The organism is Flavobacterium luteolum (assembly GCF_027111275.1).
Taxonomy (GTDB): domain Bacteria; phylum Bacteroidota; class Bacteroidia; order Flavobacteriales; family Flavobacteriaceae; genus Flavobacterium; species Flavobacterium luteolum.
Map to the genome: position 1 here is coordinate 434,240 of NZ_CP114286.1, position 15,995 is coordinate 450,234.

The 15,995-nt window shown below is 33.2% G+C and carries 12 protein-coding genes; 5 read left to right on the forward strand and 7 right to left on the reverse strand.

The window, feature by feature from the left end:
* The first annotated feature begins 42 nt into the window (after positions 1-42).
* The 3 genes from OZP10_RS01550 (at position 43) to OZP10_RS01560 (ending at position 859) form a co-directional block, all read left to right on the forward strand.
* On the forward strand, positions 43-297 hold the full coding sequence (locus tag OZP10_RS01550) for a type II toxin-antitoxin system ParD family antitoxin (protein WP_091493027.1): 255 nt from the start codon (positions 43-45) through the stop codon (positions 295-297).
* Positions 287-586 (forward strand): type II toxin-antitoxin system RelE/ParE family toxin, encoded by a 300-nt coding sequence (locus OZP10_RS01555; protein ID WP_281633203.1) that lies wholly within the window; start codon positions 287-289, stop codon positions 584-586. Before OZP10_RS01550 ends, OZP10_RS01555 begins: the two co-directional genes overlap by 11 nt.
* A gap of 99 nt (positions 587-685) precedes the next feature.
* Complete coding sequence (locus OZP10_RS01560; RefSeq protein WP_008468862.1) at positions 686-859, forward strand: hypothetical protein; 174 nt, start codon at positions 686-688, stop codon at positions 857-859.
* Positions 860-903: 44 nt separating this feature from the next.
* Here the strand turns inward: OZP10_RS01560 and OZP10_RS01565 are convergent, their stop codons facing one another.
* From OZP10_RS01565 to OZP10_RS01595, 7 genes are all read right to left on the reverse strand, one after another.
* Positions 904-2,523 (reverse strand): ABC-F family ATP-binding cassette domain-containing protein, encoded by a 1,620-nt coding sequence (locus OZP10_RS01565; RefSeq protein ID WP_281633204.1) that lies wholly within the window; start codon positions 2,521-2,523, stop codon positions 904-906.
* A 429-nt stretch (positions 2,524-2,952) separates the two neighbouring features.
* Complete coding sequence (locus tag OZP10_RS01570) at positions 2,953-3,726, reverse strand: TlpA family protein disulfide reductase (protein ID WP_281633205.1); 774 nt, start codon at positions 3,724-3,726, stop codon at positions 2,953-2,955.
* A 163-nt stretch (positions 3,727-3,889) separates the two neighbouring features.
* Positions 3,890-4,588: a DUF3592 domain-containing protein gene (locus OZP10_RS01575; RefSeq protein WP_281633206.1), complete on the reverse strand. Its 699-nt coding sequence runs from the start codon at positions 4,586-4,588 to the stop codon at positions 3,890-3,892.
* Between the two features lie 414 nt (positions 4,589-5,002).
* Complete coding sequence (locus OZP10_RS01580; protein WP_281633207.1) at positions 5,003-7,069, reverse strand: beta-N-acetylhexosaminidase; 2,067 nt, start codon at positions 7,067-7,069, stop codon at positions 5,003-5,005.
* A gap of 150 nt (positions 7,070-7,219) precedes the next feature.
* Positions 7,220-9,157 (reverse strand): glucosamine-6-phosphate deaminase, encoded by a 1,938-nt coding sequence (gene nagB / locus OZP10_RS01585; protein WP_281633208.1) that lies wholly within the window; start codon positions 9,155-9,157, stop codon positions 7,220-7,222.
* Between the two features lie 109 nt (positions 9,158-9,266).
* Positions 9,267-10,844: a RagB/SusD family nutrient uptake outer membrane protein gene (locus OZP10_RS01590; RefSeq protein ID WP_281633209.1), complete on the reverse strand. Its 1,578-nt coding sequence runs from the start codon at positions 10,842-10,844 to the stop codon at positions 9,267-9,269.
* Between the two features lie 10 nt (positions 10,845-10,854).
* Positions 10,855-13,920 (reverse strand): SusC/RagA family TonB-linked outer membrane protein, encoded by a 3,066-nt coding sequence (locus OZP10_RS01595; RefSeq protein ID WP_281633210.1) that lies wholly within the window; start codon positions 13,918-13,920, stop codon positions 10,855-10,857.
* Between the two features lie 274 nt (positions 13,921-14,194).
* Between OZP10_RS01595 and OZP10_RS01600 the strand changes: the two genes are divergently transcribed.
* Together OZP10_RS01600 and OZP10_RS01605 are read left to right on the forward strand one after the other, a co-directional pair.
* Positions 14,195-15,247: a sensor histidine kinase gene (locus OZP10_RS01600; RefSeq protein WP_281633211.1), complete on the forward strand. Its 1,053-nt coding sequence runs from the start codon at positions 14,195-14,197 to the stop codon at positions 15,245-15,247.
* Positions 15,237-15,938 carry a LytR/AlgR family response regulator transcription factor gene (locus OZP10_RS01605; protein WP_125722852.1) on the forward strand — a complete coding sequence of 234 codons (702 nt, stop codon included), beginning with the start codon at positions 15,237-15,239 and terminating at the stop codon, positions 15,936-15,938. Before OZP10_RS01600 ends, OZP10_RS01605 begins: the two co-directional genes overlap by 11 nt.
* The last annotated feature ends 57 nt before the right edge of the window (positions 15,939-15,995 follow it).

The following is a 15,995-nucleotide window of genomic DNA, read 5'->3' on the forward strand; positions in this document are numbered from 1 at the left end:
CCTTATACCAATAATTGGTATATTTGATAAAATTTTTCAATCATGCCAAAAAACACATCAATATTATTAGGTGATTATTTTGACAACTTTATAAGTTCTCAAATAAAAAGCGGAAGATTTTCATCTGCAAGTGAAGTTATTCGAACTGCATTAAGAATGTTTGAAGAAGAAGAATCAAAAAAAAGTGAGCTAATTAAAGAACTAAAAAAAGGAGAAAAATCTGGATTTGTAAAAGATTTCGATCGTGTTTCTTTTTTGAATAATCTTGACAAAAAATATCCTGATAATGAATTATAAGATCAGTAGTGAAGCATCTTATGATTTAGAGAAAATTTGGTTATATACTTTTGAAAACTGGTCGCGCGAGCAAGCTCATAGATATATAGATTTAATTATGGATGAAATCGAATATTTATGCTTAAATCCAAAATCTGGATACGATGTAAATCATATTAGAAAAGGATATTTTCGTAGTAAAGTAAAGTCTCATTTAATTTTCTATAAAATCAACATAAAAGAAAACCAATTAGAAATTATTAGAATTTTACACCAAATGATGGATATTGAAAATAATCTAGGAAGATAATTATAAAATCCAAATCCTAAAACATTTCCCAAAAATTCTATAACACATTTTGCCTATTCCTGAAGTAATTTTAAGTATCAATTTAAAACATCAGAAGTCATGCAAAATAAAATACTAAGATTGTTAATGGTATTTGTAATACTGTTTTCATTTACAAGCTGTGAAGTTATTGGAGACATTTTTAAAGCCGGAATGGGATTCGGGATTTTTATCGTAATCTTTATTATTGCGATTATTATCTGGATTTTCGCAAAAATGTTCGGCAGCAAATAAGACATAAAAAAATCCCGTTATTTTCATAACGGGATTTTTTTTTATTAAAGATTATACATCTTCTTTCTTTGTTCTTGAATTTTTTCATCATCAAGATATTCGTCAAATGTCATGTAACGGTCGATTACTCCGTTTGGTGTCAATTCTACGATTCTGTTACCAACTGTTTGCGCGAACTCGTGGTCATGCGTTGTGAAGATTACAGAACCTTTAAAGTTCTTCAATGAGTTGTTGAAAGCGGTAATAGACTCCAAATCTAAGTGGTTTGTTGGCTCATCAAGCATCAAAACATTTGCACGCTCCATCATCATTCTAGAAAGCATACAACGTACTTTTTCTCCTCCAGATAAAACTCTTGAAGTTTTTAAAGCTTCTTCTCCAGAGAAAATCATTTTCCCTAAAAAACCTCTAATGAATACCTCATCACGCTCTTCTTCTGTTTTAGCGTACTGACGTAACCAGTCAACTAAACTTAAATCATTTTCAAAATATTTGTGATTTTCAGCTGGTAAATACGCTTGATTGGTTGTAATTCCCCAATCGAAAGTTCCAGCATCTGCTTTTTGCTCACCGTTTAAGATTTCATAGAAAGCTGTTGTAGCACGTGAATCTTTAGAGAAAAGAACGATTTTATCGCCTTTTGCCATATTCAGGTTAATATCTTTGAATAAAACTTCTCCGTCTACAGAAGCCGCTAAGTTTTCTACATTCAAAATCTGATCTCCAGCTTCACGATCCTGATCGAAGATAATCGCAGGATAACGACGGCTAGAAGGTTTAATTTCTGAAATATTTAATTTCGAAATCATTTTTTTACGAGAAGTTGCTTGTTTCGATTTCGCAACGTTTGCACTAAAACGACGAATAAATTCTTCCAACTCTTGTTTCTTCTCTTCTGCTTTTTTGTTTTGCTGTGCACGTTGTTTTGCCGCTAATTGGCTAGACTCGTACCAGAACGTATAGTTTCCTGAGTAGTGGTTGATTTTTCCGAAATCTATATCAGAAATATGTGTACAAACCGCATCTAAAAAGTGACGGTCGTGAGATACAACAATTACAGTGTTTTCGTAGTTTGCCAAGAAGTTTTCTAACCAAGCGATTGTCTCGAAATCCAAATCGTTGGTAGGCTCATCCATAATTAGCAAGTCAGGATTTCCAAAAAGTGCCTGCGCCAAAAGCACACGTACTTTCATTTTTCCTTCCATATCTGCCATTAAAGTATAATGATCTGCTTCTGTGATTCCTAAGTTAGATAACATCGCTGCAGCATCAGAATCGGCATTCCATCCGTTCATTTCTTCAAACTGAACTTGTAACTCTCCTATTCTGTCTGCATTAGCATCATTGTAATCTAAATAAAGTTCATCCATTTCTTTTTTAACAGCGTACAGAACTTTATTTCCCATTAAAACGGTTTCCAAAACAGTATGCTCGTCGAACATGTTGTGGTTCTGGTTTAAAACCGACATACGTTTTCCTGGCTCTAAATGAATGTGCCCTGAAGTTGGATCAATATCACCCGAAATCACTTTTAAGAAAGTAGATTTTCCTGCACCATTTGCTCCAATAACGCCGTAAATATTTCCGTGAGTAAACGTAGTATTTACTTCGTCGAATAAAATTCTTTTACCAAACTGAACTGATAAATTATTGACTGTTAACATGAATGTCTTTTTAATTAATTTGGTGCAAAAGTAGTGAAAAAGGTTCTAAGTTGCAAAGATGCTAAGGTGCTAAGGTTTTTTATGCTTGTGTGGGTTTCTAGCAGTCCCGATAGCTATCGGGAGCAAAGGCGCAGAGTTTTTTTACCAAATTGATTACTGCGTAATCTTGTCATTTCGAGGGACGAGACCCGAGCGATAGCGAATTGGCGAAGCAAATCTTCGCGAGTAGCTCCGTAACAAAAACCCAATCTTTGTAGAGTTTCTTGTGGAGATTTCTCGTTCCTCGAAATGACAAAAAATGAGGTTACTTTGTCGATTAACTAGTGCGATTTCTCCTTTCAGTCGAAATGACAAAAATAGGTTACTTTGCCATAAAACTTTGCGACTTCACTCCCGATAGCTATCGGGATTGCGAGATTAATTAAGACTTTACAACTGACTTTCTTTAGCTAAAGCCACTTCTAAACTCTCAAAATTAGGAAGCACTTTAGCAATCATTCCTTCTTTGTTTAGAATAAAATGTGTTGGGAACGAATTTAACTGCAACGATTCATTCATATACACTTTCATGTCTGGAATTACAGAATATGAAAGAGGTTTTCTTGCTAAGAATGTTTTTAATTGTTCTGCTGAATCTTCGGCTAGACTCATAAAAACGATATCTTTTCTGTCTTTATATTCTTCGGCCAATTTATTGACTTGCGGAAATTCTCTAATGCATGGCGTGCAGTGAATGTACCAGCATTTAATCACAATAATTTTTCCCTTCATGGATTCGTTGGTTACCAGATTTCCGTTTAGATCTTTGAATGAGAATTTCGGAAAAGCGGTTCCTTCCATTTTATAGTTTTTATAAGCATCAAAACCAATTTGATTGATGGTTGCTTTTATACTCGTATCTGTTTTTGGCAAAATTTTAAAGAGCTTATAAACGAATACACTTTCTTCTGATTTTAATCGAACTGGAATAAAATTTCCGTTTGCCAACTGGTCTAGAAAAACTTCTTTAGTAATTTCTTTTGAAGATGCATCTAAAGCGATAAAGTCTCTAGAAAGCATTATTTTTTTATTCTGATAAACGGACCATTCTGGGTAAGTTTTTTGAATTTGAGTGGGGTCTACTTCTGGATTTCCGAATTTGTTTTGAGCTTGACTAAACGAAAAGATGAAAAAGAATAGTATAAGGGTGAAAAATTTCTGCATGAATTCTGAAAAATGTATTTGATTCCAAAAGTAATCAAAATTTAATAAGCCTATTTTTCTTCATCCAATTTTAATTCAAAAAATCGCTATTGTTATTACTTTTTATTGGATAAACTCTAAAACAATAGCGAACTTGATTGCATCGGGAATTAAACTAATATTCCTAATTCTTAAGCCTTGGCAAAAAAGAAATATCCATAGTATATCTAGCTGGATTTTCAGGGTCTATAAAAACCCTTACATCGTTTGTTTTTACAAATTCTGTAGGATCAAACCAAATGTTATCACTTTTGAAAACATATAATTCATTTGTTTTCGGATCTTGCCACTGGCCGTAAATCTGAAAAGGATTTCTTCCATTTACTGCATAACCGGTATTTAATTGCACTTGAGTAAATTTTGCTGAAACTAGTTTTCCTGTTTCGTGCAAATTTTGTATTTTATTATTTTTAAGCCAACGAAATAAAATTCCCAAAGAACCTAACAAAAAGAAAACTACCCCTACAACTCCTAAAATCAATACACCAAGCCATAGCGATGCAAAGCCTTTTATTTCTGCTTTGTTAGGATTCGCCGGATCATAAAAAACTTCAACTTTCTCACCAACATCATAGCTTGGTGGGCTGCTGCTTAATGATGAATGATGAGTAATTACTTGACCAGCTTTAGTCGAAAAAGAAACAACCGGACTATAAGTTGTTGATTCTTTAGATCGCTTCGGAACCAATTCTACAACAGTTCCCTGTACGATTTCTGCTTTCGCTAAAAAAGTTTGTTTATCTACATAAAGATAAATAGCTCCAGCGATTAAGCCAGCGCCAATAATGGAGAATACAAAATTAAAAATTGAAAATATTTTCATTAGTTATACAGTTAATTAGTTATCGTAAAAATAATATTAAAACAATTTTTTCCTAATAATTTGAGTATTTTTTTTAACAAAAAAAACCTGACAACGAATTGTCAGGTTTAAAAATGTCCTAATTCAGGCAAAAACCAAATAACAAATTACCTAAAGTTGGCACATTGTTTTGAAATAAAATTTAGATTAAAAAATAAATAACCAAACTCAATTTTAACCCAGTAAAAAATTTTACCTCACTTAATTTTCATGAACTTTGTTATTAACTCTTGAAAATATATCTGATTCTAATCATTTATAATATGACCAGAAAAATGTCTTCTGTAAATATCTCTGCCAAAATATTTCCGGAAGAGATAAATCATTTCAAATTAATAAAGGCAATAAAATACTAAACACTAATTCAAACTAATTTTACAATAGTTTCTTCAAGCTTGTATAAACAGCTAGTTCTACATCGGCATGATCCTTCGTATTACAATCTTCTACTAACTTTTTCAAATCATCAGCTTTTAAAGCCGATTTATTATCCAAAGCCAATAGCAATTCTTGTGAAGCATCATTTAGTTTTTTAGATAATGGCAATATAGGCTGTACCAATGGTGCATTATTGCTTAATTCTGTTAACCCTTTATGAACAGCAATCCATTTGGTAAAAAATGCTGCCACTTTAGTTTTATTATCTTCAGATTTATTGGTTAAATATTGATTTACAGCTGCATCAAATGCAAGGGCATCTTTTGCATCTGGTCCACAAGCATCTGCAAATAAAGTAAACGGAGAATACATTTGATACTCTGTTCCGCCTTTATTACGAGTATATCCTTTTAGCGGTTCGCTTACATTTGAAAACTCTTCCAACGATTTGATATCCTGATTATTTGCGATATTTCTTAAAATCACATTTTTGTTACGAATATGTGTAATGCCTAATTCTTCTAATCTAAAAGAAATCGTTTCTAAACGTTTACGCATATTTTCTACGTCAACGATATCTTCTGCAGACCATAATCTTTCTGCAATTGCGGCTGTTCTCGGCCAGATTCTTGAATCTATTGTTGTTGGTGTAGCCAATTCTGTCCACATAGTAGCTTCGCCACCTAGAATTCTTGCTTTTTCATCACTTGTTAAATTAGCTCCTTTTGGCATCGGATCGTTTAAGTAATGACTTGCAATTGGATACATTAAATCGATATAATATCCGTTAGACAAAACGGTTTTGTATCCTTTTTTTACTGCTTCTACCAAAGATTGACCTGCTGGCATTCCTTCGTTTGGACCTCTCCAAGAATGTACAATTGCTTCTTTTGATAAATCTTTAGTCAAAATTTCTTCCCAACCCATCAATTGCTTTCCGTGTTTCTTTAACATCGGAGCCAACTGCATTGTAAAATACGTTTGTAATTCGTGGTTGTTCTTTAAATTATGCTTCTTTTTGAATTCCTGAATTTTAGGATTCTCGTCCCAGTCTTTTCCTTCGTTTTCATCTCCTCCAATGTGAAAATATGCACCCGGAAACAACGGACAAACCTCATCAAAAACTTCGCTTAAAAGCTGGTATGTTTTAGGATTTGAAGGATCTAATGTTGGAGAAAAAATTCCAGCATTTCTTTCAATTCCATAGGTAGCAATTGCTGTACCTTGAATATTTTTTTCGGATGTTCCTCCTGTCAGCGTAATCACTTTGCTTCCAATTTCTGGATAAGCTGTTAAGATTGCAGATCCGTGACCCGGAACATCTATTTCTGGAACTATTAAAATACCGCGCTCATCGGCATATTTTACGATATTTTTAATTTCCTCTTGTGTGTAATACATTCCATCTGAGGCTACTTGCGTAAACCTTGGATATTTTTTCATTTCGATTCTCCAGCCTTGATCGTCAACCAAATGCCAGTGAAAAACATTCATTTTCATTGCAGCCAGTGCATCGATATTTCTTTTAACTACATCGATAGGCTGAAAATGTCTTGAAACATCCATCATTAAACCTCTCCATGTAAATCTTGGAAAATCTGAAATTTTTGAAACTGGAAAATAAAATGTTTTCGAATTGTTTTGAAGCATTTGAAGCAATGTCTCTAAACCATGTAAAGCTCCTAAATCGCTCGAAGCATTTAAAGTGATTTTGTTTGCAGCAATATCCAAATGATAACTTTCATCTTCGTACAAACCAATTTTACCGCTTTTGGTACAATTAATCTGTAATTCTGCATTTGGAACTTCATTTAATTTGGTAATAAAACCTTGTTCAAAAAATATACCTGTTCTACCATCTAAACGGCGCAAAAAACGAGTTACTCCTCCAAAAATTCTAGCATTTGGATTACCAGTAATATTTACTTTAAAATTTTTACTTAAATTAAAATTACCTTCATTAATTACAACATTCTGAGGCCAAGGCATAAGATTCAGCTGCTCTTTCTGGACTTGAGCACCTGCCGATATACCTGCAAATAATAGTACAAATAAATATTTCATTTTTCTTTTTTTTGGTCGGATAGCTTTTAATGACTATCCTAAATTTATATTAAAAACAAAACTCAGAGTGATTTCAGCTTTACCTCACTTTTGCTATGAGATCATTCTGAATTTTGCTATTTGATTCATTAAAAAACGAATCAGATTTTTTTAGTAATCAAAACGCTTAAAGGCTTCTATTGCTTCATATTCAGCCAAACCTAGTTCGTCATATAAAATTGCTGTGTTTTTGTTTCGATCTTCTGCCCTAACCCAGAATTCACGAGAATCATTTCCTTGAAACATTACTCTGTCTTTTTGAGACTGGTGATGTAAAATGGCATGACGTTTTAATAATACTTCTGAAGGGCTTAACGGAACGGCCATATCAATTTCATGAATATCCCATTCGTGCCAAGCTCCTCTGTAAAGCCACAACCAGCAATCATTCATGTACGGTTCTGGTTTAAGCTCTTTTAATGCAGCAAAAATGGCATTTAAACAAACCTCATGTGTTCCGTGCGGATCTGCAAGATCTCCAGCAGCAAAAACTTGATGTGGTTTTATTCTAGCAATAATGTCTTTTACGATAGCAATATCTTCTGGTCCTAACGGATTCTTTTTAACCTGTCCTGTTTCGTAAAAAGGAAGATCCAAAAAGTGCGTATTCTCATCTTTCAATCCGATGTATCTTGTTGCTCCGTAAGATTCTCTTCTTCTAATCAATCCTTTTAATTTTCGAACTTCCAAAGAATCGATTTGATTTTCAGATTTGTTATTTAAAAACTCGATAACCGATTTGAAATTGATATCAGCTTGACCTTCTCCGATAAAATCACTGGCAACTTCTGCAAATTTTAAAGCTTCATCGTCTGAAACTGCAATATTTCCCGAAGTTTGGTACACCACATGAACATCGTGTCCTTGCTTGATTAATTTTGAAAATGTTCCTCCCATAGAAATCACGTCATCGTCTGGGTGTGGGCTAAAAAGAATAATCCTCTTTTTTGCCGGGTTTGCCCTTTCTGGACGAAATGAATCATCTGTGTTTGGTTTTCCTCCTGGCCAACCCGTAATAGTATGCTGTAGAATATTAAACATATTAATGTTCATATCATAAGCAGAACCTTCCTGAGCCAAAAGATCAGACATTCCGTTATTATTGTAATCACGGTCTGTCAGTTTTAAAATAGATTGTTTTGTTTTTTGACAAAGCCAAACAATAGCTTTACTTTTTAATTCGGGAGTCCACAGACATTCGCCAACTAACCAAGGCGTTTTAAAACGGGTTAATTCTGACGCTGCCGACTGATCTAAAACAAAAGTTGCATTTGGATGGTTCTGTAAAAATGTAGCCGGAACTTCTGAACTGATATCTCCTTGAATAGTTCTTTTGATGATATCTGCTTTGTTTTGTCCCCAAGCCATCAAAACAATACGTTTTGATCTCATAATGGTCGAAACTCCCATTGTTATGGCGCGTTTCGGCACATTATCTATACCATTAAAAGCAGATGAAGCATCGACTCTTGTGATATGATCTAAGGTAATAATTCTTGTTCCTGAATTGATGTGCGAACCAGGCTCGTTAAATCCAACATGTCCTGTTCTACCAATTCCAAGCAATTGAAAATCAAGACCACCCGCATTTTTAATATTCATTTCATAATCAATACAGTATTGATTGATTTCCTCAATTGCTACAGTACCATCAGGAATATTAATATTTTCAGGCTTGATATCAATATGATTAAAAAGATGCTGATGCATGAAATAATGATAGCTTTGATTATTCTCCTTAGTCATTGGATAATATTCATCCAAATTAAAAGTGATTACATTGCTAAAACTAAGTCCTTCTTCTCTGTGCATTCTCACTAGTTCCTCATAAACTTTGATCGGAGAAGAACCTGTTGCCAGACCTAAAACACAAGGTTTATTTTTTTCTTGCTTAGATCTAATTAGCTGCGCAATTTCCTGTGCTACAATTACAGAAGCTTCAATAGAACTTTTAAAGATTTCGTTATGAATTTTCTCAAAACGAGTTTCTTCAAATTTTCCCGCGCTTTTATAACTGATATCAGGTTTTATTTCTAAAGCACTTTTCATTTCTTTTCTTTTTTGTAGTAATTACCATCATGGTTTTAAGATATGGTATAGACAGCTTTCGCCATCTATACCACACTACTAACCAAACTTAATATTCTTGTTTTTTCTTTTAGAAGTTCGGAGCGTTAACGTCCCACCAAGTTCTTGTGCCTCCGTTATCAGGACCGTTAAGTTTTGCAATACCTGTTTTAAGACCTTCTGGGTTTCCATCTTTTTCAGTAGAAACAAAGTTTATTCTTCTTACACCATATTCAGTCGTGATTGCACCAGCACTTTGGTTGTTAAGAATTGGCAATAATTTAGGATAACCAGTTCTGCGGTGTTCAGCCCAAGCTTCCATACCGTCAGGGAAATTAGCAATCCATTTTTGAGTAATGATTTTTTGCAGTTTCACTTCGTTACTTGCAGCATCATCCCAAGCAACAGTTACTTTATTTACAGCTAAACCACTATTGAATGGAGCAACTGGATCTACATAATCTTTAGCTGTTTTTACATTATTTGCAATATAGTCAGAAGCACCACCTACAGAAAGCTGTTCAAAAGAAGCCGTAATACCAGCTTTGTAGAATGTTGCAGCGTCACCACCCATATTCCAGCCTCTTAAAGCCCCTTCTGCTCTTAAGAAGTAAACCTCAGCTGCATTTAACCAAACAACTTGTTTGTCTTCGTCTATTATCTTACCAAAGTTCGAAAAATTAATGTGTTTTGACTTATCACCAAGAATACCGCCAGTACGGATTCCTTTATATTCTCCAGGAAACTGTTCTGAAGTTTTAAAATAAACACTTATTCTAGGATCATTGTAACCTCCCATGATAGACTCCATATCTGCAGACATACGGCTATCATTATATTCGTAAGCAGCAACTCTAAGTGGGTGTTGTGAAACATCTTTATTTACAATAAAGCTGTCTGCATTTACTGTCATTACACCAAATTTTTGGCTAATTGCTTTTTCAGCTTCCGCTTTAGCTAATGTTGGATTAACTTTTACAACACGCATTGCTAATCTTAAACGTAAAGAGTTTGCATATCTAACCCATTTTGTATAGTCTCCTTTATAAGTCGAACGATCGATTTTTGTAAAAGAACTTGTTTCTCCTGCATCAATTCTTTTTGTTAATTCTGTAACAGCAAAATCTAAATCTTTAAACATTAAGCCATAAGCTTCTTCTTGAGAATCATATCCAATTGCTGCATCTGTAGTCCCTAATTTAGAATAAACTATTGGTCCCCATGAATCTGCAGCTTTATGTAAAGTCTGTACTTTTACTATTGTTGCCAAAGCATAAAACTCATCATATTTTCCTTTAGATGCAGCTTCAACTTTCAAGTAATTTGCCATTACTTGCGTGTAAATAGCTTCCCACCCCCAAAGGTTCCAGTTGTCAGCAAGCGCATAAGAAAGGTTATTATTACCGTCAAAACCTGGTGCTGTAGTATATCCTCCCCAAGTGTTACCCGATAAATCAATAGCTACCTGATACTTCCACCCTGGCACATTTACCATCACGTTGTCAAACATCGTAGTAAAAGGCCCTTTAATATGATTAAAGTCTTGCGTTAGTTCCTCTTGTGTAAAACCATCAGGATTACTATTAATCTCGTCAAAATTATCTGTACAACCAACTAAAGCCAAAAGACCAAGACAGATTAGTGATTTTTTTATATTATTTGTTTTCATGATGTTTTAATTAGAAAGTTACATTTAAATTAAGACCAATACTTCTTGTTGATGGTAAACCATAAATATCAACTCCTTGTAAGCCCTGACCTGTACTTAAAGCAATGTTTGGATCGAATGGTGCATCTTTATAAAAGAAGAATAAGTTTCTTGCGATTAATGATAAAGTTGCTGTATTAACAAATGGAATTGCTTTTTTATTGAAAGTATATCCAAGCGAAACCTCTCTTAAACTTACGTTTGTTGCATCATATACATACTCGGCAGTAGCACCGTTAAGACCACCTACAGCTTCATAGTATTTCTGAGGATCCATTTTAGTTACTTTTGTACCATCAGGCATAACTGCATTTACAGCAACACCACCAGCATTTCTAGCATCTCCAGATCTTTTTGACACTCCATAAAAATCATTCATAGATTCTGTAATACTCATTACATCTCCTCCAAAACGTCCATCGATTAAGAAGTTAGCTGTAAAAGCACCAAATTTGAATGTGTTTGACCAGCCTAACATAAAATCAGGGTTTGCATTACCAACTTCATGAAAATCAGCTTCAACTGCTAAGTTTCCTTTGTCGTCTAAAACAATTTCTCCTTTATCATTTCTAACGATACCTTTTCCTTCAATCACACCAAATGGTCTTCCTTCTGTTAAAGAGTATCTGTAATTAATATTATTTACAGGAGTTAATGGAATTTTACCTCCTAATTCTTCTGGAATTTCTTTTACTTTATTTTTATTGTGAGAATAATTTACCATAGTTTCCCATGAGAATTTTTGTCCCTCAATAATTTTACCGCTAACAACAAGCTCAAGTCCTTTATTTTCTATACTACCAGCATTTATCCCGTAGAAAGTATAACCGTAAGGGTTTGTTGCCGGAGCAGGAACTTGAATGTATTGATTTTTAGTTTCTGAGTTATAGTAAGAAATTTCGAAACCTAATCTATTGTTAAACATTCTCCATTCAGTACCAAATTCAAATTCTGATTTCAATTCAGGTTTCAATCCTTCACCTGGTCTTGGACCTACTACAGGAGGAATAATATTACCACCTTGAATAGTCGATTTTGGAGAAGTTACAAAAGCAGAAACGTCATTACCTACTTGAGCATAAGTTCCTCTCACTTTTCCGAAGTTAATCCATTCTGGCATTGTTGCCATTTCACTAATAAGAGCAGTAACCCCTACAGATGGATAAAAATAAGATGAAGTATCAGTATTTACTAAAGTAGAAGACCAATCATTACGCCCTGTAACATCTAAGTATAACATGTTTTTATAACCAAAAGTTGCTGAAGCAAAAATTGATTGAACCTCTCTTGAAGAACCTGTAGCCTGAAGGCTTAAGTTATCTAAACCACTTGCACTTGCAAAATTCCCCAAAGTAAACAAGTTAGCATTTACAAGCCCGCCAACAATACCAGAATCTAACGTAGTCTGTTGATTTGCCAATGTATTATTGATACTTGTTCCTACGATAGCATTAAAGCTAAAATCTTCGCTGAAATTAGTATTAATTTTAGCAATCAAATCTCCGTAACGTTGTGTGCTTAAATTAGCAACGTTTATATATCTACCATTTATATTAGATAAAGAAGTATTTGTTGTAGCATAAATCTTTTTATCATAATCATTTTCAACTCTATTATAGCTATATCTTGCAGCAATGCTTAACCAATTGTTTGCTTTATATTCTAAAGCTAAATTTCCGTTGAAGAAATTATCTTTATCAATAGATTTATTTCTGTTGATTAACCAATAAGGATTCTGAACATAGATATCAGCATTTGGTGCGCTGTAGAAGTTTTGACCGTATAGGTTTCTAGAAGGAATAAATGTTTCAAAATTATCTTTATAATAATTAAAGTCATTTCCTCTTTGGAACAAATAAACTCCAGTTAATGGGTTTGAATACAATCCGTTTACTGGTCTGTTGTCAATAGTCTGAGTTGTATATTTAGCGTCAGCAGAAACAATTAATTTATTGTTGAAAAATTTACCTGTTTGGCGAATTCCAAAGTTGTTTTTCTTTAATCCATTTCCTTCTATAACTCCTGACGCAGCAGTATTAGCATAAGAAATACTAGTTGAAGAAACATCAGATCCAGTTGTAAAAGCAGCAGAAGTAATTTGTGTAACTCCTGTGTTAAAGAAGTCTTTTACGAAATCATTTGAAGAAACTTTTCCTCCCCAAGATTTTTGTGCCCCAGCTGTACCATATTCATACTGAAATTCTGGTAATGAATGAACAGATTCAAAAGTAGTAACAGAAGAAACAGCTAAATTTCCTGTATTTTCTTTAACTTTTTTAGAAGACAATAAAATAACCCCATTTGCTCCTTGAGATCCGTATAATACAGAAGCTGCAGCACCTTTAAGTACAGTCATTCCTTCGTAATCGTCTGGATTAATCAAAGAAATAACATCTCCTCCGTCACGGTTACCTCCAGCAGTACTACCAAATGAATCATTTGATGCATTTGTATTACCTTGCTGATTCGAAGTACCATTATACATAGGAATACCATCAATAACGTAAAGTGGCTGGCTATTCATGATAGAAGAGTTACCACGAATTACAACTTTTGTAGATCCACCAGTACCTCCAGCACTTTTTGTTACTGCAACACCGGCAATTTTACCTGCAATAGTATTAATAACGTTGGCATCTTTTACACGTGTTAACTCTTCACCTTTAAGTTCTTGAGCAGCGTATGTTAAAGATTTTCTTGTTTTCTTAACACCTAAAGAAGTTACAACAACCTCGTTCAAAGCATTTGATGCAGCTGCAACCATTTTCACATTAATTGTAGCAGCATCTCCTACAACTATTGTTTGAGTTTCTAGTCCTACATAAGTAAAAACCAAGTTCTGACCTTTTTGAACTTCAATAGTATACAATCCGTCAAAATCGGTAGTTGTTCCTTTTTGACCTCCTTGTACAGAAACAGAAGCTCCTGGTAATGGCATACCGTCAGAATCTGTAATCACACCCTTGACATTTTTTACTTGTGCAAGCGAAACTTGCGCCGTAAAAACAATCATAAAGATTAAGAAAATTTTTTTCATGTTTATTTTATTTTGTTAGTTATGAAGTAAAATTATTCTTAAGGCATTGTTAAAAAAAATAAATTAAACCAACGACAACAAAATTTAAACCAACGACATAAATCATTCAATAATACGCTTTACGAAAACGTTCTACTTGAAAAATTAAGCACTAATATCCTTTTTTTGCGAAATTTTATTCAAAAAAATTGCCTCTTTGCAGTTAATTGTTTAAAGTTGCACAATATTTCATTATTGTTAAGAAAAACTAAATTTATCTAATAGACCAAACCAATTGAAAGAAATAAGAAAAGTTAAATTTGATATTAAACTGCAAAATCATGTTTGGTTCTGGGGTGTTTATTTTACTTTAAACTTCTTAAGATGGGGTGCTTACTTTAATGATTATCCTTATTCTTTCAAATCCAACTTAATAGAATTCTCATTGGTTATTCCTTTGGTGTATTTAAATTTATTTGTTTTAGTCCCAAAATATGTATTGAAGCAAAAATATATTATGTATACATTTTTATTGCTTCTCAGCCTATTTGCGATTTATTTGGCTAAAACTGCCCTCACCTATTATATAATATCCGAAAATATCTGGCCAGAAGCCAATAGAGAATATCATCCTTTTGAAATCAATCATATTGTGGCTGTTTGCATTGGAGAATTGTATGTTCTCGCAATGGCATCATCTGTTTACCTTACCTTGACATGGTTAAGAGAGCGAGAAAGAAATAGATCTTTAAGAGAAAATCAGTTTAAAATAAAACTAAAGTATCTCGAGAATCAGATCCAGCCACACTTTTTCTTTAACACATTAAACAATCTCTACGCTTTATCATTAGAGTCTTCAAAGAAAGTTCCAGATGTAATTATCAAACTTTCTAATTTGATGGAATATGTTCTATACGATGTAAAAGGCACCAAGTTTGTTCCTCTTATTAAAGAAATCGATTATATTCAGAATTATATTGAAATTGAAAAATTGCGTTTTGAAAATGTAGAAGTAACAATAAATCTAGAGTCAAATATCGATGATGTTGTCGTTCCTCCGCTTATTTTTATTTCATTAGTAGAAAATGCCTTCAAACATGGCGGATTAAACAATAAAAACCTAAAAATAAAGATCAATTGCAGAGTTATCGACAATAAAACGCTCGATTTTGAAATCTTAAATAATTTTGTAATTTCACAAAATCATAATCCAAAACGAGGAATCGGTTTAGTTAATACAAAAAAGAGGTTAAAGTTAATTTACAGAAACAATTTCAGCCTTAAACATACCACTAAACTAAATTTCTACATAATCCGATTGCAAATACCTACCCAGAATGAAGATTAAATGCGTGTTAATTGATGATGAGCCTTTAGCTATCAAAGTCCTGCAAAATTATTTTACCAATTTTACAGATTTTGAAGTTGTCGCGACATTCAATAACTCTTTAGAGGCGCTCGATTTTATAAACAGTACTCCTGTTGATGCCGTCTTTTTAGATATAAACATGCCTATGATGACTGGCTTTGAACTTATTAGTCTTATCGAAAATAAAACCAAAGTTATTATTACTACTGCTTTTAGAGAATTTGCTGCCGAAAGTTATGATTTGGATGTACTGGATTATCTCGTTAAACCAATTCCGCTTCCAAGATTTATAAAATGTATTAATAAAATTACCACCGAATACAATCTTAAAAACAATATTAAGGTTGAAACCTCAAAAGGTGATTCTCATATTTTTATTAAAGTCGATAAAAAAATGATGAAAATTAATATTGAAGAAATTTTATTTGTTGAAGGAATGAAAGAATATATAAAAGTTGTCACGCCTGATAAAACTTATATTACTCATAAATCTCTTACATCATTATCTGAAGAATTACCAGCAGATCGTTTCCTTAGAATCCACAAATCTTATGTAATTGCGCTAAATAAGGTAAAATCTATAGAAGGAAACCGCGTTCAAATACAATCTTACAACATTCCGATAGGCAGAAACTACAGTAAAGAAGTTAAAAATAAGATATTGGAATAAATATAATTACGAATTACATTTTCTAAGTAGGTTAAAATTAACACTTTGTTGAAAAAA

What these genes read in the sequence shown, in the direction of transcription:
- nagB (WP_281633208.1), bottom strand. Translation starts at nt 9,157, where the DNA reads ATGAAAAGTGCTTTAGAAATAAAACCTGATATCAGTTATAAAAGCGCG.
- OZP10_RS01560 (WP_008468862.1), top strand. Translation starts at nt 686, where the DNA reads ATGCAAAATAAAATACTAAGATTGTTAATGGTATTTGTAATACTGTTT.
- OZP10_RS01550 (WP_091493027.1), top strand. Translation starts at nt 43, where the DNA reads ATGCCAAAAAACACATCAATATTATTAGGTGATTATTTTGACAACTTT.
- OZP10_RS01580 (WP_281633207.1), bottom strand. Translation starts at nt 7,069, where the DNA reads ATGAAATATTTATTTGTACTATTATTTGCAGGTATATCGGCAGGTGCT.
- OZP10_RS01590 (WP_281633209.1), bottom strand. Translation starts at nt 10,844, where the DNA reads ATGAAAACAAATAATATAAAAAAATCACTAATCTGTCTTGGTCTTTTG.
- OZP10_RS01565 (WP_281633204.1), bottom strand. Translation starts at nt 2,523, where the DNA reads ATGTTAACAGTCAATAATTTATCAGTTCAGTTTGGTAAAAGAATTTTA.
- OZP10_RS01575 (WP_281633206.1), bottom strand. Translation starts at nt 4,588, where the DNA reads ATGAAAATATTTTCAATTTTTAATTTTGTATTCTCCATTATTGGCGCT.
- OZP10_RS01555 (WP_281633203.1), top strand. Translation starts at nt 287, where the DNA reads ATGAATTATAAGATCAGTAGTGAAGCATCTTATGATTTAGAGAAAATT.
- OZP10_RS01605 (WP_125722852.1), top strand. Translation starts at nt 15,237, where the DNA reads ATGAAGATTAAATGCGTGTTAATTGATGATGAGCCTTTAGCTATCAAA.
- OZP10_RS01595 (WP_281633210.1), bottom strand. Translation starts at nt 13,920, where the DNA reads ATGAAAAAAATTTTCTTAATCTTTATGATTGTTTTTACGGCGCAAGTT.
- OZP10_RS01570 (WP_281633205.1), bottom strand. Translation starts at nt 3,726, where the DNA reads ATGCAGAAATTTTTCACCCTTATACTATTCTTTTTCATCTTTTCGTTT.